19 protein-coding genes are annotated in these 22,939 nt (G+C 60.1%); 15 read left to right on the top strand and 4 right to left on the bottom strand.

The window, feature by feature from the left end; all coding sequences use genetic code 11:
• Nucleotides 1–182: 182 nt before the first annotated feature.
• Nucleotides 183–653, top strand: coding sequence for a bacterioferritin (gene bfr / locus CEC48_RS06075; RefSeq protein ID WP_088422926.1), 471 nt, complete (start codon nucleotides 183–185; stop codon nucleotides 651–653).
• 77 nt (nucleotides 654–730) lie between these two features.
• On the opposite strand, the gene grxD is transcribed toward bfr, so the two are convergent.
• Entirely contained in the window at nucleotides 731–1,069 is a 339-nt protein-coding gene (gene grxD, locus CEC48_RS06070; protein WP_088422925.1) for a Grx4 family monothiol glutaredoxin, read from the bottom strand.
• Between the two features lie 99 nt (nucleotides 1,070–1,168).
• On the bottom strand, nucleotides 1,169–3,265 hold the full coding sequence (locus CEC48_RS06065) for a molybdopterin oxidoreductase family protein (RefSeq protein ID WP_088422924.1): 2,097 nt from the start codon (nucleotides 3,263–3,265) through the stop codon (nucleotides 1,169–1,171).
• 444 nt (nucleotides 3,266–3,709) lie between these two features.
• Between CEC48_RS06065 and argF the strand changes: the two genes are divergently transcribed.
• A complete protein-coding gene (gene argF, locus CEC48_RS06060) occupies nucleotides 3,710–4,630 on the top strand; it encodes an ornithine carbamoyltransferase (protein ID WP_088422923.1) in 921 nt (306 codons plus the stop codon).
• Nucleotides 4,627–5,673, top strand: a complete 1,047-nt coding sequence (locus tag CEC48_RS06055; protein ID WP_088422922.1) for an ABC transporter ATP-binding protein — start codon at nucleotides 4,627–4,629, stop codon at nucleotides 5,671–5,673. The genes argF and CEC48_RS06055 overlap by 4 nt, the downstream gene beginning before the upstream one ends.
• A 102-nt stretch (nucleotides 5,674–5,775) precedes the next feature.
• Here the strand turns inward: CEC48_RS06055 and ybaK are convergent, their stop codons facing one another.
• Nucleotides 5,776–6,246 carry a Cys-tRNA(Pro) deacylase gene (ybaK, locus tag CEC48_RS06050; protein WP_010170166.1) on the bottom strand — a complete coding sequence of 157 codons (471 nt, stop codon included), beginning with the start codon at nucleotides 6,244–6,246 and terminating at the stop codon, nucleotides 5,776–5,778.
• Between the two features lie 360 nt (nucleotides 6,247–6,606).
• Between ybaK and CEC48_RS06045 the strand changes: the two genes are divergently transcribed.
• The 4 genes from CEC48_RS06045 (at nucleotide 6,607) to glpD (ending at nucleotide 11,668) form a co-directional block, all read left to right on the top strand.
• Nucleotides 6,607–7,461, top strand: a complete 855-nt coding sequence (locus tag CEC48_RS06045) for an MIP/aquaporin family protein (RefSeq protein ID WP_088422921.1) — start codon at nucleotides 6,607–6,609, stop codon at nucleotides 7,459–7,461.
• An 81-nt stretch (nucleotides 7,462–7,542) separates the two neighbouring features.
• On the top strand, nucleotides 7,543–9,048 hold the full coding sequence (gene glpK, locus CEC48_RS06040) for a glycerol kinase GlpK (protein WP_088422920.1): 1,506 nt from the start codon (nucleotides 7,543–7,545) through the stop codon (nucleotides 9,046–9,048).
• A 94-nt stretch (nucleotides 9,049–9,142) separates the two neighbouring features.
• Nucleotides 9,143–9,898, top strand: a complete 756-nt coding sequence (locus CEC48_RS06035; protein ID WP_088422919.1) for a DeoR/GlpR family transcriptional regulator — start codon at nucleotides 9,143–9,145, stop codon at nucleotides 9,896–9,898.
• Between the two features lie 231 nt (nucleotides 9,899–10,129).
• On the top strand, nucleotides 10,130–11,668 hold the full coding sequence (gene glpD, locus CEC48_RS06030) for a glycerol-3-phosphate dehydrogenase (protein WP_088422918.1): 1,539 nt from the start codon (nucleotides 10,130–10,132) through the stop codon (nucleotides 11,666–11,668).
• A 46-nt stretch (nucleotides 11,669–11,714) separates the two neighbouring features.
• Here glpD and CEC48_RS06025 read toward each other — a convergent pair whose 3' ends face one another.
• The gene (locus CEC48_RS06025; RefSeq protein ID WP_088422917.1) at nucleotides 11,715–12,440 is read right to left on the bottom strand and encodes a tetratricopeptide repeat protein; all 726 of its coding nucleotides are present in this window, start codon (nucleotides 12,438–12,440) and stop codon (nucleotides 11,715–11,717) included.
• Nucleotides 12,441–12,564: 124 nt separating this feature from the next.
• Between CEC48_RS06025 and CEC48_RS06020 the strand changes: the two genes are divergently transcribed.
• From CEC48_RS06020 to CEC48_RS05985, 8 genes are all read left to right on the top strand, one after another.
• Nucleotides 12,565–14,889, top strand: a complete 2,325-nt coding sequence (locus tag CEC48_RS06020) for a TonB-dependent siderophore receptor (RefSeq protein WP_088422916.1) — start codon at nucleotides 12,565–12,567, stop codon at nucleotides 14,887–14,889.
• Nucleotides 14,890–15,227: 338 nt separating this feature from the next.
• Entirely contained in the window at nucleotides 15,228–16,154 is a 927-nt protein-coding gene (locus tag CEC48_RS06015) for a glutamate/aspartate ABC transporter substrate-binding protein (protein ID WP_088422915.1), read from the top strand.
• A 195-nt stretch (nucleotides 16,155–16,349) separates the two neighbouring features.
• On the top strand, nucleotides 16,350–17,096 hold the full coding sequence (locus CEC48_RS06010) for an amino acid ABC transporter permease (RefSeq protein WP_088422914.1): 747 nt from the start codon (nucleotides 16,350–16,352) through the stop codon (nucleotides 17,094–17,096).
• A complete protein-coding gene (locus CEC48_RS06005) occupies nucleotides 17,096–17,767 on the top strand; it encodes an amino acid ABC transporter permease (RefSeq protein ID WP_088422913.1) in 672 nt (223 codons plus the stop codon). Before CEC48_RS06010 ends, CEC48_RS06005 begins: the two co-directional genes overlap by 1 nt.
• The gene (locus CEC48_RS06000; RefSeq protein WP_010170183.1) at nucleotides 17,764–18,498 is read left to right on the top strand and encodes an amino acid ABC transporter ATP-binding protein; all 735 of its coding nucleotides are present in this window, start codon (nucleotides 17,764–17,766) and stop codon (nucleotides 18,496–18,498) included. Before CEC48_RS06005 ends, CEC48_RS06000 begins: the two co-directional genes overlap by 4 nt.
• Before the next feature lie 161 nt (nucleotides 18,499–18,659).
• Nucleotides 18,660–20,561 (top strand): sensor histidine kinase, encoded by a 1,902-nt coding sequence (locus CEC48_RS05995; protein WP_088422912.1) that lies wholly within the window; start codon nucleotides 18,660–18,662, stop codon nucleotides 20,559–20,561.
• Entirely contained in the window at nucleotides 20,558–21,898 is a 1,341-nt protein-coding gene (locus tag CEC48_RS05990) for a sigma-54 dependent transcriptional regulator (RefSeq protein WP_088422911.1), read from the top strand. The genes CEC48_RS05995 and CEC48_RS05990 overlap by 4 nt, the downstream gene beginning before the upstream one ends.
• Nucleotides 21,899–21,916: 18 nt before the next feature.
• Nucleotides 21,917–22,246 (top strand): GlpM family protein, encoded by a 330-nt coding sequence (locus tag CEC48_RS05985; protein ID WP_176438680.1) that lies wholly within the window; start codon nucleotides 21,917–21,919, stop codon nucleotides 22,244–22,246.
• Nucleotides 22,247–22,939: the final 693 nt, after the last annotated feature.

Here is a 22,939-nt window from a genome sequence, read left to right as displayed (position 1 = left end):
CCGGACTTAGTGTCCGGTTTTTTTATGCCCGCAATTCAAACAGTTAGCGTCAAGACGCGGAACACAAACATTCTTATTCCGATTAATTTTCATTTATTATTCAATAACTTAGGTTTGACAGTAGTAAATGCGCAGCTCAAACTCCGCCTTATATACAGCTAATACAGGGCAGGACCCCAATCATGAAAGGCGACATTACAGTCATCCAGCAACTCAACAAAATCCTTGCCAATGAACTGGTCGCGATCAATCAGTACTTCCTGCATGCGCGCATGTATGACGATTGGGGCCTGGAAAAGCTGGGCAAGCGTGAATACAAAGAATCCATCAAGGCCATGAAGGACGCAGACGCGCTGATCAAGCGCATCCTGTTCCTGGAAGGCCTGCCGAACGTGCAGGACCTGGGCAAGCTGAACATCGGCGAGCACACCCAGGAAATGATCAACTGCGACCTGAACTTCGAGCGCAAGAGCCATACCGACCTCAAGGCCGCCATTGCTCATTGCGAAACCAAGGGCGACTTCGGCAGCCGCGAGTTGCTGGAAGATATCCTTGAAGACCAGGAAGAACACATCGACTGGCTGGAAACCCAAGTCGGCCTGATCGACAAAGTGACTATCGAGAATTATCTGCAATCGCAGATGGGTGAATAACCCTTAATTCCCGGCCACAAAAAAGCCCCGCTCTCTTTCGAGAAGCGGGGCTTTTTATTGCCGTAGCCTAAAACAAATCAGGCTTCGGTCTTCGCAGCTGCTTTTTCTGCTGCGTCTTTGATCAGTGCCTGCAACGAACCATCAGCCGCCATTTCGGTGATGATGTCGCTACCGCCGACCAGCTCACCGGCAACCCACAGCTGTGGGAAAGTTGGCCAGTTGGCGTACTTCGGCAGGTTGGCGCGGATTTCCGGGTTCTGCAGGATATCCACGTAGGCGAACTTCTCGCCACATTGCATGATTGCCTGGGAAGCTTTTGCGGAGAAGCCACACTGGGGAGCGTTAGGTGCGCCCTTCATGTAAAGCAGAATAGTGTTGCTGGCAATCTGCTCTTTGATCGTTTCGATGATATCCATGGAACACCTCGGCTGGAACTTTCCGACTCATGGGTCGGCACGGTGGCGCATTGTAACGCAAACCCTAGCGTGACGCTCGGACTCCCCGACAGACAATCCTTACGCCGCCGCCACCTGCACCGGCACGCCGTTCAACGCCGCGTTGCCCGACAGCTCATCCAGTTGCCGCTCGTCCGTCAGGTCATTCGCGCTCGCCCCCGGCTGCCCGCTGGCGATGGTCATCTGCACACCCGGGCGGCCGTGGCCCCAACCGTGAGGCAGGCTGACCACGCCGGGCATCATGTCGAGACTGGCCAACACTTCCACTTCGATCATGCCAATGCGCGAGCTGACCCGCACCCGCTGCCCGTCGCTCAGCTGACGATGAGCAAGGTCGTCGGGGTGCATCAGCAACTGGTGACGGGGTTTGCCCTTCACCAACCGGTGGTAGTTATGCATCCAGGAGTTGTTGCTGCGCACATGCCGGCGGCCGATCAGCAGCAATTCATTAACCTCGGGCACCGGCTGCGCGGCAAAGCGCACCAGGTCTGCGAGGATCACCGGCGGTGCAGCCTGAAGATGGCCATTGGCTGTTTTCATGCGGCCCGCCAGGTTGGGCTTCAGCGGCCCAAGGTCCAGGCCGTGGGGGTGATCTGCCAGCGCTGCAATGGACAACCTATCGCCATAAGGCCCGGCCTGCAGCCCGAAGTCGATCATCTGCGCGGGCGGCATGGTTGGCTTGAGCGTATTGCCGGTTTTCGCCGCAAACGCCCGAGCCAGGCCGACGAAGATTTCCCAGTCGTGCAACGCGCCTTCGGGTTTTGGCAGGATGGCGCGATTGAAGCGGGTGACGTTGCGCACTGCGAACATGTTGAAGGTAGTGTCGTAGTGATCGTTTTCCAGCGCCGAGGTGGACGGCAAAATCAGGTCGGCATAACGCGTGGTTTCGTTGATATACAGGTCGATGCTGACCATGAACTCCAGGCCATCCAGCGCCTGCTCCAGCTGCCGCCCATTGGGAGTGGAAAGCACCGGGTTACCCGCCACCGTCACCAACGCGCGGATTTGTCCTTCGCCCTCGGTGAGCATTTCTTCAGCCAGTGCCGACACCGGCAACTCTCCACCGTACTCCGGCCGCCCGGAAACCCGGCTCTGCCAGCGATTGAAATGGCCGCCGGAAGTCGAAGCCACCAAGTCGACTGCCGGCGTGGTGCACAAGGCGCCGCCCACTTGATCCAGGTTGCCGGTGACCAGGTTGATCAACTGCACCAGCCAATGGCACAGCGTGCCAAACGCCTGGGTCGACACGCCCATGCGGCCATAACACACCGCCGTGTCAGCCGCTGCGAAGTCCCGCGCCAACTGGCGGATCTGCTCGGCAGGCACCGCGCATTGACGGCTCATGGCTTCGGCGGTGAAGCCGGCCACGGCGTGGCGCACTTCATCCAGGCCATCCACCGGCAGGTGACTGTCGCGGGTCAGGTTCTCGGCGAACAGCGTATTGAGCAAGCCGAACAACAACGCCGCATCGCCGCCGGGGCGCACAAACAGATGCTGGTCGGCAATTGCCGCCGTCTCGCTGCGCCGCGGGTCAACCACTACGACTTTGCCACCCCGGGCCTGGATGGCCTTCAGGCGTTTTTCCACATCCGGCACGGTCATGATGCTGCCGTTGGACGCCAGCGGGTTGCCGCCAAGGATCAGCATGAAGTCGGTATGGTCAATATCCGGGATCGGCAGCAACAAGCCATGGCCATACATCAGGTGGCTGGTGAGATGATGGGGCAACTGATCCACCGAAGTGGCGGAAAAGCGGTTGCGGGTCTTGAGCTGGCCCAGGAAGTAGTTGCTGTGGGTCATCAGGCCATAGTTGTGCACGCTCGGATTGCCCTGGTACACCGCCACCGCATTCTGCCCGTGGCGCGCCTGGATGCCCGCGAGGCGCTCGGCTACGAGCGCAAAGGCGTCGTCCCACGGGATTGGCTGCCATTCGCTGCCCACCCGCAACATGGGCTGGTGCAGGCGGTCCGGGTCGTTCTGAATGTCTTGCAGGGCCACGGCCTTGGGGCAGATATGGCCACGGCTGAACGTGTCCAGCGGGTCGCCCTTGATCGAGGTGATCGCAAGGCTCCCGTCTTCGCCTTGGGTGGTTTCCAGTGTCAGGCCGCAGATGGCTTCGCACAGATGGCAGGCACGGTGGTGGAGAGTCTTGGTCATGGCCAGTCTCTTTATTGTGGGCTGAGCGCTTCGGACAAAAACTATGGCCCGCCCCAGGCGGCAGCGCCAGCAACGTTCGTCGCGTGAATCCAACGGCATCAGGCCAGGCCATGAGGAAACATCAGGAAATGTTTCAGCGCCCTCCGACAGCCCGCTGAAACCGACGCGCCCCGGCCTGCGCCCGCCCTCACACATTGCAATGTGGCGCAGCGCCAGTGTACAAATGACCCGCTGCTGTCAGGAAACAGGCTTCAAAAGCGCCCTCCCCGCGTCCTTGAACTCCCCTAAAAACTGTAGCCCTATTGGTAAGACGCGACATTTAATTATAAGATCGCGCCTTCCCCTATTTCGTCGCCCCGTGCGGCTTTCGCCGCAGGTCTCGCCCGTTTTCAAAATAAACAAGGCTTTGAGTATCTGCGGTCTGTTGCAAAAAGGTAGTTAATGATGAGCGCAAGGCACTTTCTCTCCCTGATGGATTGCACGCCCGAAGAGCTGGTCAGCGTGATACGTCGAGGCATTGAGCTTAAAGACCTGCGTAACCGCGGCGTACTGTTCGAGCCTTTGAAAAACCGCGTGCTCGGGATGATTTTCGAGAAGTCGTCGACCCGCACCCGTGTGTCCTTCGAAGCCGGCATGATCCAGCTCGGCGGCCAGGCTATCTTCCTGTCGCCTCGCGATACCCAACTGGGCCGCGGCGAGCCGATCAGCGATTGCGCGATTGTGATGTCGAGCATGCTGGATGCGGTGATGATCCGTACCTTCGCCCACAGCACCCTTACCGAATTTGCCGCCAACTCCCGCGTGCCCGTGATCAACGGCCTGTCCGATGACCTGCACCCGTGCCAGTTGCTGGCCGACATGCAAACCTTCCTCGAACAGCGAGGCTCGATCCAGGGCAAGACCGTGGCCTGGATCGGCGACGGCAACAACATGTGCAACAGCTATATAGAAGCGGCGATCCAGTTCGACTTCCAATTGCGCGTTGCCTGCCCTGAAGGCTATGAGCCGGACGCAAAATTCCTGGCCCAGGCCGGCGACCGCGTGACCATCGTGCGCGACCCGCGCGACGCGGTGATCGGCGCGCACCTGGTGAGCACCGACGTCTGGACCTCCATGGGCCAGGAAGAAGAAACCGCCAAGCGCCTCAAGCTGTTCGCACCGTTCCAGGTCACCCGCGCCCTGCTCGACCTGGCCGCGCCAGACGTGCTGTTCATGCACTGCCTGCCCGCCCACCGTGGTGAAGAAATTAGCCTCGACCTGCTGGACGACCAACGTTCGGTAGCCTGGGCCCAGGCAGAAAACCGCCTGCACGCACAAAAAGCCCTGCTCGAGTTTTTGGTTGCGCCGGCGTACCGCCCTGCATGAGCCAGCCATTACTGCTGAACCTGCGCAATCTGGCATGCGGTTATCAGGACCAACGGGTGGTGCAGAACCTCAACCTGCACCTCAACGCCGGCGACATCGGTTGCCTGCTGGGCTCCTCGGGCTGCGGCAAGACCACCACCTTGCGGGCGATTGCCGGGTTTGAGCCGGTGCACGAAGGCGAGATCAGCCTGGCGGGCGAAGTCATCTCCAGCGCCGGTTTCACACTGGCCCCGGAGAAACGTCGGATTGGCATGGTATTCCAGGACTACGCGCTGTTTCCACACCTCAGCGTGGCCGACAACATCGCCTTCGGCATTCGCAAACACCCGCAAAAAGAGCGAATTGTCGCCGAACTGCTGGAACTGGTGAACCTGAAGAACCTGGGCAAGCGTTTCCCCCACGAACTCTCCGGCGGCCAGCAACAGCGCGTCGCCCTGGCCCGAGCCCTGGCGCCGGAACCGCAACTGTTGCTGCTGGACGAACCTTTCTCCAACCTCGACGGCGAACTGCGGCGCAAGCTCAGCCATGAAGTGCGCGACATCCTCAAGGCGCGGGGCACCAGTGCGATTCTGGTGACCCATGACCAGGAAGAAGCCTTCGCGGTAAGTGACCATGTCGGCGTGTTCAAGGAAGGCCGCCTGGAGCAGTGGGATACGCCCTACAACCTCTACCACGAACCGCTGACACCCTTTGTCGCGAGCTTTATTGGCCAGGGTTACTTCATTCGCGGGCAACTGAACACCCCGGAATCGGTCACCACCGAACTGGGCGAGTTATGCGGCAATCGTGCCTACACCTGGCCTACAGGCGGTGCGGTGGATGTGTTGCTGCGCCCCGACGACATCGTTTATGCGCCGGAGAGCGCCTTAAAAGCTCGGATCGTCGGCAAGACGTTCCTCGGTGCATCGACCTTGTATCGCTTGCAGTTACCTACAGGGGCACAGTTGGAATCGATTTTCCCCAGCCACGCCGATCATCTTGTCGGTGCCGACGTGGGCATTCGCGTGGCGGCCGAGCACTTGGTGTTGTTCCAGGCCGTGTAGGAGCGAGCTTGCTCGCGAAGGTCGTTAACGATGACGTTGGCACCCTGAATCAACGCGGCGCCCTCAAGTTTTTCGCGAGCAAACTCGCTCCTACAGAAAGCATCACGCCCGGCCAATTTCCGCGAACTTGGCCTGGGTGTGCTCGGCCAGCACTGCCGCAGCCAATTCCACCTCAAGCCCCCTTCTGCCCGCGCTGATAAAAATGGTCGGAAACGACTGCGCCGTCACATCGACAAAAGTGCGCAGGCGCTTCTTCTGCCCCAACGGGCTGATGCCACCCAGCAGGTAACCAGTCGCCCGTTGCGCCGCAGCAGGGTCCGCCATCTCGACCTTTTTCACCCCGGCGGCCTGCGCCAACGCTTTTAAATCCAAACTTCCGACGACCGGCACAACGGCCACCAGCAACTCAGCTTTTTCACTGCTGGCCAGCAGGGTCTTGAACACCTGCGCCGGATCAAGCCCCAATTTCTCCGCGGCCTCCAGACCATAGGACGCTGCCTTGGGATCATGTTCGTAACTGTGGATTCGATGTTCGGCACGAACTTTTTTCAACAGGTCCAATGCGGGCGTCATGCGGGCTCCAGGCTTGGCAAAAAGGTCAAAAAACAGAGGGCTGATTCTAGGCCAACGAGAGGCAAAAGGCTCTAGTCCGAAGCCTCCTGCCATGAGCCCGCGCGGTCCCCGCCAGCACCTCCCATCGCCCACGGCACGATCATTCACCACACCAATAATTACAAAATGACCGATCGTTCACTTTCGACCTTTGACAGCAGTCATTCTTGTCTATATTTTTTCGTTTACGAATACTGTAGGAATACACCTACGGTTTCACAGCAGTAAGCCGCGAACAGGATGGGGATCCTCGCCACGGTGAAAATCGCAGCTTGCCCGTTGCGGCAAAACGCCAGACAACAACAAAAACAGAGGTTTTCCATGACAACTGCACTTCAACAACCTTCACTCTCAAGCCAATGCATGGCCGAATTCCTGGGCACTGCGTTGCTGATCTTCTTCGGTACCGGATGTGTTGCTGCGCTCAAGGTCGCGGGCGCCAGCTTCGGCTTGTGGGAAATCAGTATCATCTGGGGGATCGGCGTCAGCATGGCGATCTACCTGAGCGCCGGTATTTCCGGGGCTCACCTCAACCCGGCAGTCAGTATCGCCCTGTGCATTTTTGCCGATTTCGACAAGCGCAAACTGCCGTTCTACATCATCGCCCAGGTCGCTGGCGCCTTCTGCTCGGCCGCGTTGGTTTACACGCTCTACAGCAACCTGTTTTTCGATTACGAACAAACCCACCACATGATTCGCGGCACCCAGGCCAGCCTGGAATTGGCGTCGGTGTTCTCCACCTACCCGCATCCGCTGCTGGGCACGGCCCAGGCGTTCCTGGTGGAAATGGTCATCACCGCAATCCTGATGGGCGTGATCATGGCCCTGACCGACGACAACAACGGCCTGCCCCGTGGCCCGTTGGCGCCGCTGCTGATTGGTTTGCTGATCGCCGTGATCGGCAGCGCCATGGGCCCGTTGACCGGCTTTGCGATGAACCCGGCCCGTGACTTCGGCCCCAAACTGATGACCTTTTTCGCCGGCTGGGGTGAAATAGCCTTCACTGGCGGGCGCGACATTCCTTACTTCCTGATTCCGATCTTTGCACCGATCGTCGGTGCCTGCCTCGGTGCTGCCGCGTATCGCGGACTGATTGCCCGTCACCTGCCCAGCGCCGCACCTGCTACAACTGATGCAACCGAAGCTGCCGGCACCGGCAAAACCCGTACTTCCTGATGCGATAGCCTGGGCCGTACTGCCCTTTTGCGGCCCAGGCTGTTTACTTAACTTCCCTATTCTCCGTCCAAGGCAATCGACATGACCGACATTCAGAATAAGAACTACATCATTGCCCTCGATCAGGGCACCACCAGTTCCCGGGCGATCATCTTTGATCGTGATGCCAACGTGGTCTGCACCGCCCAGCGTGAATTCGCCCAGCATTACCCGCAAGCCGGTTGGGTTGAACATGACCCGATGGAAATCTTCGCCACCCAGAGCGCCGTGATGGTCGAGGCCCTGGCACAAGCCGGCCTGCACCATGACCAGGTCGCCGCCATCGGCATCACCAACCAGCGTGAAACCACCGTGGTCTGGGACAAGGTCACCGGCCGCCCGATCTACAACGCCATCGTGTGGCAGTGCCGCCGCAGCACCGAGATCTGCCAGCAGCTCAAGCGCGACGGCCATGAGCAATACATCAGCGACACCACCGGCCTGGTCACCGACCCGTACTTCTCTGGCACCAAGCTCAAGTGGATCCTCGACAACGTCGAAGGCAGCCGCGAGCGTGCGCGCAACGGCGAACTGCTGTTCGGCACCATCGACAGCTGGCTGATCTGGAAATTTACCGGCGGCAAGACCCACGTCACCGACTACACCAACGCCTCGCGCACCATGCTCTTCAACATCCACACGCTGGAGTGGGATTCGAAGATGCTGGAAATCCTCGATGTCCCGCGCGAAATGCTGCCGGAAGTGAAGTCTTCCTCGCAAATCTACGGCCGTACCAAAAGCGGTATTGCCATCGGCGGTATCGCCGGTGACCAGCAGGCGGCGCTGTTCGGCCAAATGTGCGTAGAACCGGGCCAGGCGAAAAACACCTACGGCACCGGCTGCTTCCTGTTGATGAACACCGGCGACAAGGCGGTGAAATCCAAGCACGGCATGCTCACCACCATCGCCTGCGGCCCGCGTGGCGAAGTGGCCTACGCCCTGGAAGGCGCCGTGTTCAACGGTGGCTCCACTGTGCAATGGCTGCGTGACGAGCTGAAGATCATCGCCGACGCTACCGACACCGAATACTTCGCCGGCAAGGTCAAGGACAGCAACGGCGTGTACCTGGTACCGGCCTTCACCGGCCTGGGCGCGCCGTATTGGGACCCGTATGCCCGTGGCGCGCTGTTCGGCCTGACCCGTGGCGTACGCGTGGATCACATCATTCGTGCCGCCCTGGAGTCGATTGCCTACCAGACCCGCGACGTACTCGACGCCATGCAGCAGGATTCCGGCGAACGCCTCAAATCCTTGCGGGTAGACGGTGGTGCGGTCGCCAACAACTTCCTGATGCAATTCCAGGCCGACATCCTCGGCACCCAGGTTGAGCGCCCGCAAATGCGCGAAACCACCGCGTTGGGCGCCGCCTACCTGGCTGGCCTGGCGTGCGGCTTCTGGAGCAGCCTGGACGAACTGCGCGGCAAGGCGGTGATCGAGCGCCAATTCGAACCGCAACTGGAAGAAACGGCGAAGGAAAAACTCTACGCCGGCTGGCAAAAAGCGGTCAGCCGCACCCGCGACTGGGAACCCCACGAAGGCGCTGAATAAGCCAAGCGCCGGACACACATAGGGTTGTAACTGGCAGGGAGCAGATTCCTGCGTCATCATGGGCCACTTTTTACGGCAGCCCAAAGGACGCACCATGAATCTGCCTCCCCGCCAGCAACAAATCCTCGAACTGGTTCGCGAACGCGGCTATGTGAGTATCGAGGAAATGGCGCAGCTCTTCGTTGTCACCCCGCAAACCATCCGCCGTGATATCAATCAACTGGCGGAAGCCAATCTGTTGCGCCGCTACCACGGCGGCGCAGCCTATGACTCCAGCGTTGAAAACACCGCGTACGCCATGCGTGCCGACCAGATGCGCGACGAGAAACAGCGCATCGGCGAAGCCATTGCCGCGCAAATCCCTGATCACGCCTCGCTGTTTATCAACATCGGTACCACCACCGAATCGATCGCCCGCGCGCTGCTTAACCACAGCCACCTGAAAATCATCACCAACAACCTCAACGTCGCCATGATGCTCAGCGCCAAAGACGACTTCGACGTACTCCTGACCGGCGGCAACGTGCGTCGTGACGGCGGCGTGGTGGGCCAGGCCAGCGTCGATTTTATCAACCAGTTCAAGGTCGATTTCGCCCTGGTGGGCATCAGCGGCATTGATGAAGACGGCAGCCTGCTGGACTTCGATTACCAGGAAGTGCGGGTTTCCCAGGCGATCATTGCCAATGCGCGCAAGGTGATCCTGGCGGCGGACTCCAGCAAATTCGGGCGTAACGCCATGATTCGCCTGGGACCGATCAGTTTGATTGATTGTTTAGTCACCGATCAGCAGCCGGTCCCGGCGCTGGTGCAACTGCTGAATCAGAACAAGATTCGACTGGAAGTGGTGTAAGCCTATCTGATCGTTCCTACGCTCCGCGTCCGCTGTTCGACGCAGAGCGTCACAGGCTGAATTCCCACGCAGAGCGTGGGAACTATCAGTTCACAAATTTTCCTTTCCTCGCCCTTCGATCAGTATTTTCAATCGAAGCAGGCTGGCTGTGCCCGCGTTTATGAGCTACCATTTTCGCAAATGAACATTTATGTTCGAATTCCAATACGAAAAAGATCGCGAGGCCAGCCGATGAACCCTTCTACCTTGCCTGCCCCACCGCTTGCCGAAGTCTATGACGTCGCCGTTATCGGTGGCGGGATCAACGGCGTCGGCATCGCAGCAGACGCAGCCGGGCGCGGTTTGTCGGTATTCCTTTGCGAAAAGGACGACCTGGCCAGCCACACCTCCTCCGCCAGCAGCAAGCTGATCCACGGCGGCCTGCGTTATCTGGAACATTACGAATTCCGCCTGGTGCGTGAAGCCCTGGCTGAACGTGAAGTGCTGTTGGCCAAGGCCCCGCACATCGTCAAGCAGATGCGCTTTGTACTGCCGCACCGCCCGCACCTGCGCCCGGCGTGGATGATTCGTGCCGGCCTGTTCCTGTATGACCACCTGGGCAAGCGCGAAAAACTCGAAGGCTCCAAGAGCATCAAGTTCGGCCCCGACAGCCCGCTGAAAAGCGAAATCACCAAAGGCTTCGAATACTCCGACTGCTGGGTCGACGACGCCCGCCTTGTAGTACTCAACGCCATGGCCGCGCGGGAAAAGGGTGCGCATATCCACACCCAGACCCGTTGCGTCAGCGCGCACCGCAGCAAAGGCCTGTGGGAAATGAACATGGAACGTGCCGACGGCAGCCTGTTCTCGATCCGCGCCCGCGCACTGGTGAACGCGGCTGGCCCATGGGTAGCCAAGTTCATCAAGGATGATTTGAAGCTGGACTCGCCCTACGGCATCCGCTTGATCCAGGGCAGCCACCTGATCGTGCCGAAGCTGTATGAAGGCGCCCACGCGCACATCCTGCAGAACGAAGACCAGCGCATCGTCTTCACCATTCCGTACCTGAATCACCTGACCATCATCGGCACTACCGACCGCGAGTACACCGGTGACCCGGCGAAAGTGGCGATTACCGAAGGTGAAACCGACTACATGCTCAACGTGGTCAACGCGCACTTCAAGAAACAGCTGAGCCGCGACGACATCGTGCACACCTATTCCGGCGTGCGCCCGCTGTGCAATGACGAATCCGACAACCCGTCGGCCGTGACCCGCGATTACACCCTGGCGCTGTCCGGCACCTCGGGCGAGGCGCCGTTGCTTTCGGTGTTCGGCGGCAAGCTGACCACTTACCGCAAGCTGGCCGAATCGGCGATGGCGCAACTGGCGCCGTACTTCACGCAGATGCGCCCAAGCTGGACCGCCACGGCCACCCTGCCCGGCGGCGAAAACATGAGCACGCCAGAAGCCCTGGCCGATGCGATTCGCAGCAAGTTCGACTGGGTGCCAAGCGAGATTGCCCGTCGCTGGTCCACTACCTACGGTAGCCGTACCTGGCGCCTGCTGGAAGGCGTGCAATCGCTGGCCGACATGGGCGACCACCTCGGTGGTGGCCTGTACACCCGCGAAGTCGATTACCTGTGTGCTGAAGAATGGGCCACGCAGCCCCAGGACATCCTGTGGCGCCGCAGCAAACTGGGCCTGTTCACCACACCGCAAGAACAGGAAAACGTGCAGCGTTACCTGTCCAAGGTCGAGCACAATCGCGGCAAGATCGAAGCAGCCTGACACCCGCCGCTAAAAAGCCCCTGCACCGAAAGGTCCAGGGGCTTTTTTACGTGCCAAGCGCCTGGCGCTGATAACGCAGGCCCATTTCACGAATACCGGAGAACGCGGATCCCACCAACACCGGATACGCCGCCTGCAGGAAACCCGCCGTAGCTGTCGCGAGCGCCCGCTCCAGCCATAGACAGGCCTGCGCTTCGTCGCCGTCTTCAGCCAGCTCCGAGGCATGGTTGTATTGCCCACGAAAATCCCCGGCCTCGGCTGAGCGCTGATACCACTGCCTCGCCAGCTGAACATCCTTGGGCACCACAACGCCTTCATGGTGGAACCGTCCCAGCAGGTTCATCGACTTGGCGTGCCCTTTGGCCGCAGCCTGACGGAATAACTCATACGCCGCGACAAGATCGTGCTCCACACCACGGCCACGCGTCAGCAACTGGCCGTAGTTGTACAAGCCCCAATCCAGACCCAGATCGGCAGCCTTGCGGTAATGCAGCGCGCTGTCTTCGAGGTCGATTTCGCAGCCCCACCCATTCTCCAGGCAGCGCCCGATCATGTTGAACGCCATGGGGTGGCGCTGCCGTGCGGCGATGCGAAACCAGCTCAACGCCAACGCCTCATCCTTCTGCACACCACGACCGTCGAGCAGCAGCTGAGCCAGAGTGGCCTGTGCGTCGGCATCACCCAATTGAGCGGCATGCATCACCCAGCGCACATAGGCACGCGGGTTATCACCGATTTCCGACGGATCGCTGCCTGGCTGTGCACTCTGCATTCCTGCCCCGTGTGGTGAACAAGCACCAAAAAAATTTCATGAATTATTTAGTTACAAAGTAGTACATTTGAGACTGCTTATCAATTACGATCGCATCTCACTTACACCCACAAGAGATTACTCAATGGCTACCGGGATCAGTTCTGCCCCCCTTTCATCGCGGCATTTGCTCGCGTCGGCAGTGGGCTTGGCAGTGGCTGCGCAGGGAGGATTCAGTTATGCGGCGGACACCGCACCAGAGGACAACACAGGCGTCATTCAGCTCGGCGCGACCAGCATCGAAGGCCAGGCTCCGAGCCAGAGCGTCTACAACCCTGTGGCCCCCTCTTCCCCCAAGTACACCGAGGCGCTGCGCGACACGCCGCAGACGATCACAGTGGTGCCCAAGGAAGTCATTCATGACCAAAACCTGCTGACCCTGCGCGACGTGCTCAGCACCGTGCCGGGCATCACGTTCGGCGCCGGCGAAGGTGGCAGCGGGTATGGTGACAGCATCAACCTGCGCGGGTTTTCCGCCAGCGGCGACATCTACGTGGACGGCGTGCGCGACAGCGCGCAATACAGCCGCACCGACCCGTTCAACCTGGAACAGGTCGAAGTCGTCAGCGGCGCAAGTTCGGTGTACTCCGGTTCCGGTGCGGTCGGCGGCACCATCAACCTGGTGAGCAAGCAGCCAGAATTACGCGACAAAACCACCATCAGTGCCGGCATCGGCACCGATAACTACAAGCGCACCACCCTGGACACCAACCAGACGCTCAACGACACCACGGCGTTCCGCCTGAACCTGATGGCCCATGGCAACGATGTGCCCGGCCGCGATTATGAAGATTACGAACGCTGGGGCATCGCGCCCTCGATCGCGTTTGGCCTGGGCACGCCGACGCGCGTCACCGTCAGTTACGAGCATCAAAAAGACGACAACACGCCGCAATACGGTATCCCCATCTACAACGGCAAGCCCATGCCGGGCGTGGGTTGGAGCGATTACTACGGCTACCACAACATCAATGACCAGAAAATCACCTCGGATTCGTTCAGCCTGAAGCTCGAGCACGACTTCAACGATGCCGTGTCAGTGCGTAACTTCACCCGCGTCGAGCGCGTTCGCCAATACCTGCGCGCCTCGGGCCCCGAAGGCGCACAGGCCGGCTGCCTGGCCAGCGGCACCCAGATCACGGGCGCGCCTTGCACCGCGGGCCTGCAACCGGGCTTTTTCCAGCCAAGCGGTGGCTCACTGGGTAACGAGCGCAATACCCAGAACAAAATGTTCACCAACCAGACCGACGTCACCAGCCACTTCAGCACCGGTTTTATCGACCACACGCTGGTGACCGGCATCTCCATCAGCCGCGAGGAATACGAGGCGGATACCGGCAAATGGCTGACCAACGCCAACGGCAGCACGATAGTCCCGCCACCGGTCAGCTACAGCGATCCGAACTCGGACTGGACGGGCCCGGTCAACTTCACCCGTGCCGCCCACATCGATGGCGCGCTGAACAACCGCGCCGTCTACGCCTTCGACACGCTCAAGCTCAACCCGCAATGGGAAATCAATGGCGGCCTGCGTTACGAGCACAACGCCGGCAGCTCGGTGACCAATGCCTACTCCAGCACCGGCGTGGAGACGCCCGGCACACGCTACGGCCAGGCGGATGACCTGACGTCCTACCGCATGGCGCTGGTCTATAAACCGGTGGAAAACGCCAGCTTCTATATCGCCTATGGCAACAGCAAGACGCCGTCGCAAGCCAGCGTCAATGGGGGTTGCTACACCCCGGCCAAAACCTCAAGCGTGGCCACCAACAACTGCGACGTTGCCCCGGAAACTGCCGTCAGCTACGAGATCGGTACCAAATGGGACTTGCTCGACAATGCCCTGTCGCTGACGGGCGCGATCTTTCGCAATGACCGCACCAACTACAAAGTCGCCGATAACGACCCAAGCAACCTGAGCGGCACGCAAACCCTCGACGGCAAGGCACGTGCAGACGGTGTGGCGCTGGGCCTGAGCGGTGCGATCACTGACCGCTGGAAGGTCTTCGCCAACTACACCTACCTGAACACCCGTGTGCTGCGCAGCGCCAGCGACTACACCCTGGCAACCACCGGCATCGACGTGCAGAAAGGCGAGCCGCTGACCTTCACGCCCAAACATGCAGCCAGCATCTGGACGGTGTATGACCTGCCCTACGACTTCCAGGTGGGTTACGGCATAACGGCGCAAACCAAGCAGTACCTGGTCAGTGCCGCGAATTCACCGACGTCGCCCGGCTACGCGGTGCAGCGCGCAATGCTCGGCTACAAGGTCAACAAACAGCTGAACCTTCAGTTGAACATCAACAACCTGTTCGACAAGGAATACCTGACCCGCATCCGTAACAACGGTTGGGCGGTGCCCGGCGATGGTCGCGCAGCGGTGGTGTCAGCCGACTACACGTTCTGACGACAAAGCCACACTAAAAGCCCCGGGAGCTACACTCCCGGGTTTTTTTCATGGGCGATCAACGCTCATCCCATCATTCGGTTTTCCGAACATCACACCCCAGCCTATTCGGTTTTTCGGATCAGACCAGCTCAAAACCTCAGTCATATAAAGTTAATCTCTATATAAATCATGCTATTAACCTTTTATCCCAGGTCTGGCACGACTCATGCTCTACACTCGTAGGCGATTGCCTGAGGCGCCTCAGGAGCCGTCATGGGCATTCGCAGTACTGTTTATATAAAAACGTGGCCGTCCCAACCGGTCTCATAAAAAAAACAAATGTCGAGGAAGTATTGATGCGTATCGTTCCCCATATTTTGGGCGCAGCTATCGCTGCTGCTCTGATCAGCACTCCAGTTTTCGCCGCCGAACTCACCGGCACACTGAAGAAAATCAACGACTCCGGCACCATCACTCTCGCTCACCGCGACAGCTCCATTCCGTTTTCCTACATCGCGGATGGTTCGGGCAAACCAGTGGGCTACTCCCACGACATTCAGCTGGCTATCGTTGAAGCCCTGAAAAAAGACCTGAACAAACCCGACCTGAAGACCAAGTACAACCTGGTCACCTCGCAAACCCGTATCCCGTTGATCCAGAACGGCACCGCGGACATCGAGTGCGGCTCCACCACCAACAACGCCGAACGCGCCCAGCAAGTCGACTTCACCATCAACATCTTCGAAATCGGCACCCGTCTGCTGGTCAAGAAAGACAAGGATGGCAAGCCGTCCTACAGTGATTTCGCTGACCTGAAAGGCAAGAACGTCGTGACCACCGCCGGTACCACGTCCGAGCGCATCATCAAAGCGATGAACGCCGACAAGCAGATGGGCATGAACGTCATCTCCGCCAAGGACCACGGTGAATCCTTCCAGATGCTGGAAAGCGGCCGCGCCGTCGCCTTCATGATGGACGACGCCCTGCTGGCCGGTGAAGAAGCCAAGGCCAAGAAGCCGGATGACTGGGTAATCACCGGTACTCCACAGTCCTTCGAAGCCTACGCGTGCATGGTTCGTAAAGACGACCCAGCCTTCAAGAAAGCCGTGGATGACGCGATCGTCGGCCTGTACAAATCCGGCGAGATCAACAAGATCTACAGCAAGTGGTTCGAAAGCCCGATTCCACCTAAAGGCCTGAACCTGAACTTCCCGATGAGCGACAAGGTGAAGGGCCTGATCGCCACTCCAAGCGACAAGCCGGCGCCTGACGTAAAAATCTGATACCTGACTAAGCTTATGTCCTGAGGGAGCCAACCCTCCCTCAGGCGTCTGTTACTACCTGCTGGCTTTAATTTTGGAACACTCGACCTGGCGGTTTTCGAGCCGATCGCGTGTGCCTGGCGTTCACCGTCAGGCGGGAAAGGATCTTCCCCAAGCGGGTGCTTGTACATCGATCGATCTCGAGGGGAGACCCTAATGAATTACAACTGGGACTGGGGCGTATTCTTCAAGTCCACCGGCGTTGGCAGCGAGACTTATCTCGACTGGTACATTTCCGGACTGGGCTGGACCATCGCCATCGCCATCGTGGCATGGATCATCGCCTTGCTGCTGGGCTCCGTACTCGGCGTCATGCGCACCGTGCCAAACCGCATCGTATCGGGCATCGCGACCTGCTACGTGGAACTGTTTCGCAATGTACCGCTGCTCGTTCAGCTGTTCATCTGGTATTTCCTGATACCCGACATGCTGCCGCAGAACCTGCAGGACTGGTACAAACAAGACCTCAACCCGACCACCTCGGCCTACCTGAGCGTTGTCGTGTGCCTGGGCCTGTTCACCGCCGCCCGTGTGTGCGAACAAGTGCGTACCGGCATCCAGGCGCTGCCACGCGGCCAGGAAGCCGCCGCGCGTGCCATGGGCTTCAAGCTGCCGCAGATCTACTGGAACGTGCTGCTGCCCCAGGCCTACCGCATCATCATTCCACCGCTTACCTCAGAATTCCTCAACGTCTTCAAGAACTCCTCCGTGGCGTCCCTGATCGGCTTGATGGAACTGCTTGCGCAAACCAAACAGACCGCCGAGTTCTCGGCCAACCTGTTTGAGGCCTTCACCCTGGCCACGCTGATCTACTTCACCCTGAACATGAGCCTGATGCTGCTGATGCGCGTGGTCGAGAAGAAAGTTGCCGTGCCCGGCCTGATCTCCGTGGGGGGTAAATAATGGAATTCGATTTCAGTGGCATCATCCCCGCCATCCCGGGCCTGTGGAACGGCATGGTCATGACCTTGCAGTTGATGGTCATGGGTGTGGTCGGCGGGATCATCATCGGCACCATCCTGGCGCTGATGCGCTTGTCGTCCAACAAGCTGCTGTCGCGCCTGGCCGGTGCCTACGTGAACTACTTCCGGTCGATCCCGTTGCTGTTGGTGATCACCTGGTTCTACCTGGCGGTGCCGTTCGTGCTGCGCTGGATCACCGGCGAAGACACACCGATCGGTGCATTTACCTCCTGCGTCGTGGCCTTCATGATGTTCGAGGCGGCGTACTTCTGCGAAATCGTGCGGGCCGGCGTGCAGTCGATCCCCAAGGGCCAGATGGCCGCAGCGCAAGCCATGGGCATGACCTACAGCCAGACCATGCGCCTGATCATCCTGCCCCAGGCATTCCGCAAGATGACCCCGTTGCTGCTGCAACAGTCGATCATCCTGTTCCAGGACACCTCGCTGGTCTACACCGTGGGCCTGGTGGATTTCCTCAACTCCGCCCGCTCCAATGGCGACATCATTGGCCGCTCCAATGAGTTCCTGATCTTCGCCGGTGTCGTCTACTTCATCATCAGCTTTTCCGCCTCGCTGCTGGTCAAGCGTCTGCAAAAAAGGTTTGCCGTATGATCTCTATCAAGAATATCAACAAGTGGTATGGCGACTTCCAGGTGCTGACCGATTGCAGCACCGAGGTTAAAAAAGGCGAAGTGATCGTGGTGTGCGGGCCGTCCGGCTCGGGCAAATCCACCCTGATCAAGTGCGTCAACGCCCTGGAACCGTTCCAGAAAGGCGACGTCGTCGTGGATGGCACTTCGATTGCCGACCCGAAGACCAACCTGCCAAAACTGCGCTCACGCGTCGGCATGGTGTTCCAGCACTTCGAGCTGTTTCCGCACCTGACCATCACCGAAAACCTGACCATCGCGCAGATCAAGGTGTTGGGCCGCAGCAAGGAAGAAGCCACCAAGAAGGGCCTGCAACTGCTGGAGCGCGTCGGTCTGTCGGCCCACGCCCACAAGCACCCGGGCCAGCTTTCCGGCGGCCAGCAACAGCGTGTGGCGATTGCCCGTGCGCTGGCGATGGACCCGATCGTCATGCTGTTCGACGAACCGACCTCGGCCCTCGACCCGGAAATGGTCAACGAAGTGCTCGACGTGATGGTGCAACTGGCCCACGAAGGCATGACCATGATGTGCGTGACTCACGAAATGGGTTTCGCGCGCAAGGTAGCCGACCGCGTGATCTTCATGGACGCCGGCAAGATCATCGAAGACTGCCCGAAAGAGGAATTCTTCGGCGACATCAGCGCCCGCTCCGAGCGTGCGCAGCACTTCCTTGAGAAAATCCTGCAGCACTAAAAAGCCGCAGCTCGCTGCTCTTCTGTAGGAGCGAGCTCGCTCGCGAAAGGCGTCAACGATAACGCGAGCATCCTGGATGAGCGCGGTGCCCTTGAGTTTTTCGCGAGCAAGCTCGCTCCTACAGTTGGCAAGTGAGCGATAGCTGACCCAAGGCATCTGTGATGAAATGCGACCCCAACCTCTTTCGCGCCGCGCCGCCATCACTTGCCGTGAAGCCTCGTCTGATTCGCCAATTGTTCCTGCCGCCGCTGATCATCGCGCTGATGATCGGACTGGGTTACGTCGGCTTCTGGATCAGTGAATTCTATGGAATCCGCACCCTCAGCGAGACCGGCGAGCGCCAACTGGAGCTGCACGCTCGTACCGTCGAAAGCGAGATCAGCAAATACACCTACCTGCCTAGCCTGCTTGAGCTGGAAACCAGCGTCTCCAAGCTGCTGGCCGACCCCAACTTTGAAACCCGGTCCACGGTCAACGACTACCTCGAAGGCCTGAACCGGCGCAGCCGCAGCCGGGCGATCTATGTGATGGACACCACCGGGCGCGTGCTGGCCACCAGTAACTGGCGCGATGCCGACAGTTACCTCGGTGAAGACCTGTCCTTCCGCGCCTATTTCCAGAACGCCGTGCGCGGCCAGCCCGGCCGGTTCTACGGCATCGGCAGCACCAACGGCGAACCCGGCTATTACCTGGCCCATGGCCTTGAAGAACACGGCAAGATCATCGGCGTCGCCGTGGTCAAGGTGCGCCTCGAAGCCCTGGAAGAACGTTGGCAGCGGGCACGCCTGGAAGCGTTCGTCAGTGACGAGAATGGCATCATCATCCTCTCCAGCGACCCGGCCCGGCGCCTCAAGGCCGTGCGCCCATTGAGCGATGACACCAAGGAACGCCTGGCCCGCAGCCTGCAATATTACTGGGCGACCCTCAACGAGCTGGAACCTCTGGCCCGCGAGCGCCTGAGCGAAGGCACAGAAAAACTGACCTTCCCGGCCAACACCGAAGTGGTGGCCGACGAGAAGGAGGTCAGCTTCCTGGCCCAGACCCGCCCGCTGAATGACACGCCGTGGAACTTCACCCTGCTGACCCCGCTGAATGACCTGCGCCGGGCCGCCATCAACCAGGGCATCCTGGTGGCCGTGGCATTCGCCTTGGTGGCGTTCCTGCTGATTGCCTGGAACGAGCGCCGCAAGGTGATCGCCACCCGCCTCGCCGCCCGCGAGGCCTTGCAGGAAGCCAACAACCAGCTCGAACGACGGATTGCCGAACGCACCACCGACCTGCGGGCCAGCAACGAGCGGCTCAAGAGCCAGATTCGCGAGCGGCGCCAGGCCGAGGAGACCCTGCGCCGGGCCCAGGACGAACTGGTGCAGGCCGGAAAACTCGCGGCCATCGGCCAGATGTCCACCAGCATCGCCCACGAATTGAACCAACCGCTGGCCGCCTTGCGCACCTTGTCGGGCAACACCGTGCGCTTCCTTGAGCGTGGGGCGCTGGACACCGCCAGCGCCAACCTCAAGACCATCAACGAACTGATCGACCGCATGGGCCGCATCACCGCCAGCCTGCGCTCCTTTGCCCGGCGCGGTGATGACCAGGGCGAGGCCAATCTGGGCAAGGCGGTAGACGCCACATTCCAGATCCTCGGCAGTCGCCTGGAGACCCTGCCGCTGACGGTACACCGCCACTTCAGCAGCGCGCAGTTGCAGATCGACCAGACACGCCTGGAACAGATCCTCGTCAACCTGATCGGCAACGCCCTGGACGCGATGCAAGCGCAACCGGCCCCCGAGCTGTGGCTGGAAGGCGACATCGTCGAGGGCAAATACCGCTTGCAGGTGCGCGACAACGGCCACGGTATTGACCCTGAGGCCCGCAAACATTTGTTCGAACCGTTCTTTACCACCAAACCCGGCGAGCAAGGCCTGGGCCTGGGCCTGACGCTGTCGGCCAGCCTCGCGGCGGCCACCGGCGGCAACCTCGCCGTCGAGCACCCTGCCAGCGGTGGTACTGCCTTTGTCCTGAGTTTGCCGCTGGCGAGCCCTCAACAAGTCGAGTCGACATGAACGCAGAAAAAACCACCGACCTGACCGTCCTGATCGTCGAAGACGACCCCCATGTATTACTCGGCTGCCAGCAAGCCCTGGCCCTGGAAGACATTCCCAGCGTGGGCGTGGCCAGCGCCGAAGAAGCCCTGACGCGCGTCGGTGAAAACTTCGCCGGCATCGTCATCAGCGATATCCGCCTGCCGGGCATCGACGGCCTGGAGCTGCTGACCCGGCTCAAGGCGTTGGATAAAAGCCTGCCGGTGGTGCTGATCACCGGTCACGGCGACATCTCCATGGCCGTGGGCGCGATGCGCAACGGTGCTTATGACTTCATGGAAAAACCCTTCTCTCCCGAGCGCCTGGTGGACGTTGCCCGCCGCGCCCTGGAGCAACGCGGCCTGGCCCGGGAAGTCTGGTCACTGCGCCGGCAACTGGCTGAGCGCGACTCGCTGGAAGGCCGGATCATTGGCCGCTCCCCCGCCATGCAGAACCTGCGGGAGCTGATCGCCAACGTCGCCGACACCTCGGCCAACGTGTTGATCGAAGGCGAGACCGGCACCGGCAAGGAACTGGTTGCGCGCTGCCTGCATGATTTCAGCCGACGCCATTCCCATCAGTTCGTCGCATTGAACTGCGGCGGCCTGCCGGAAAACCTGTTCGAAAGCGAAATCTTCGGCCACGAGGCCAACGCGTTTACCGGCGCCGGCAAACGCCGCATCGGCAAGATCGAGCACGCCCACGAAGGCACGCTATTCCTCGATGAAGTGGAAAGCATGCCGATGAACCTGCAGATCAAACTGCTGCGGGTGTTGCAGGAGCGCACCCTGGAACGCCTGGGCTCGAACCAGAGCGTAGCGGTGGATTGCCGGGTGATTGCCGCCACCAAGTCCGACCTCGACGACCTGAGCCGCGCCAACCAGTTTCGCAGCGATCTTTACTACCGCCTCAACGTGGTGACCCTGGAACTGCCGCCGCTGCGTGAGCGACGCGAAGACATCCTGCAGTTGTTCGAACACTTCCTGCAGCAGTCGTCTCTGCGTTTCGACCGCACCGCGCCGGACCTCGACAACCAGACCCTGTCCAACCTGATGAGCCATGACTGGCCGGGCAACGTGCGTGAGCTGCGCAACGTGGCCGAGCGGTTTGCCCTGGGTTTGCCGGCGTTCAAAAAGAGCGGCGCCAGCAGCGGCAACCATGGTTTGGCGTTTACCGAAGCGGTGGAAGCGTTTGAACGCAACCTGCTCAACGACGCCTTGCAACGCAGCGGCGGGAACCTGACCCAGGCCAGCCAGGAACTGGGTATGGCCAAGACCACGCTGTTCGACAAGGTCAAGAAATACGGGCTGAGCCACTAGGAGCGCATTGTGGATTTATTGCTGAAGGCCGCATTGGGCGCAGGAGTGGTGCTGATCCTTGCGGCGCTGGCCAAGACCAAGAACTATTACATCGCAGGCTTGGTGCCGCTGTTTCCGACGTTCGCGTTGATCGCGCATTACATCGTCGGCAAAGGCCGCTCGGTGGAGGATTTGAAGACCACGATCGTGTTCGGGATGTGGTCGATCATTCCGTACTTTGTGTACCTGGCGACGCTGTACGTGATGGTCGACCGGATGCGGCTGGAGGCATCGCTGGCGGTGGCGGCGGTGGCCTGGTTGATGGCGGCTACGGTGTTGGTCAGCGTGTGGGTTCGCATGCACGCTTGACATACACCCATCAAAAATTTGGAGCCGAGTGGGTGTGTTTATCCATTATTTAGGTAACGGCCGCCTATGGTTCCGCTCTTACAGCGGCTCACTTTTGAACAGCGCAAAAGTAAGCAAAACGCTCTTGCCCCACCACTCGGCACCTCGCTTGGGCTCGGTGTGCCCTCTCTCCGGTATTACTGCGCGGGCCGCCGCGACGGGGCGTCCCTGCCCCGTCGCGGCTAAACCGGCGTCCTGCCGGTTTACCCGCTCCGTACTACCTGCGTTCGGCCAGCGTGGTTTAACGGGGCGCCTAAGATCAAGATCAAAAGCAAGAGCACAGCGGCCTACCGGCCGGCTTGAGTGGTAGAAGCAAAATCAAAAGCAAAAGCGGGCACGGTCCAAAAATGTGGGAGCGGGCTTGCTCGCGAAGATCGTTAACGATGACGCTGGCGTCCTGAATGAACGCGGCGCCCTCAGGTTTTTCGCGAGCAAGCCCGCTCCCACATAAAAGCAGCTCTGCTTTCGCTCTGGATCTGGCCCTTGCTTCTAACACTCAAGCCGGCCGGTAGGCCGCTGTGCTCTTACTTTTGATCTTGATCTGACTGCCCCATTCAGCCCGAGGCCGAACGCAGGTATTGAGGAGCGGGTAAACCGGCAGGACGCCGGTTTAGCCGCGACGGGCCAGGGACGGGCCGTCGCGGCGGCCCGCTT

It is taken from the genome of Pseudomonas sp. K2I15 (assembly GCF_002204795.1).
GTDB lineage: Bacteria > Pseudomonadota > Gammaproteobacteria > Pseudomonadales > Pseudomonadaceae > Aquipseudomonas.
The sequence above is the reverse complement of the archived record's forward strand: the minus strand, read 5'-3'. Positions and strand labels throughout refer to the sequence as shown.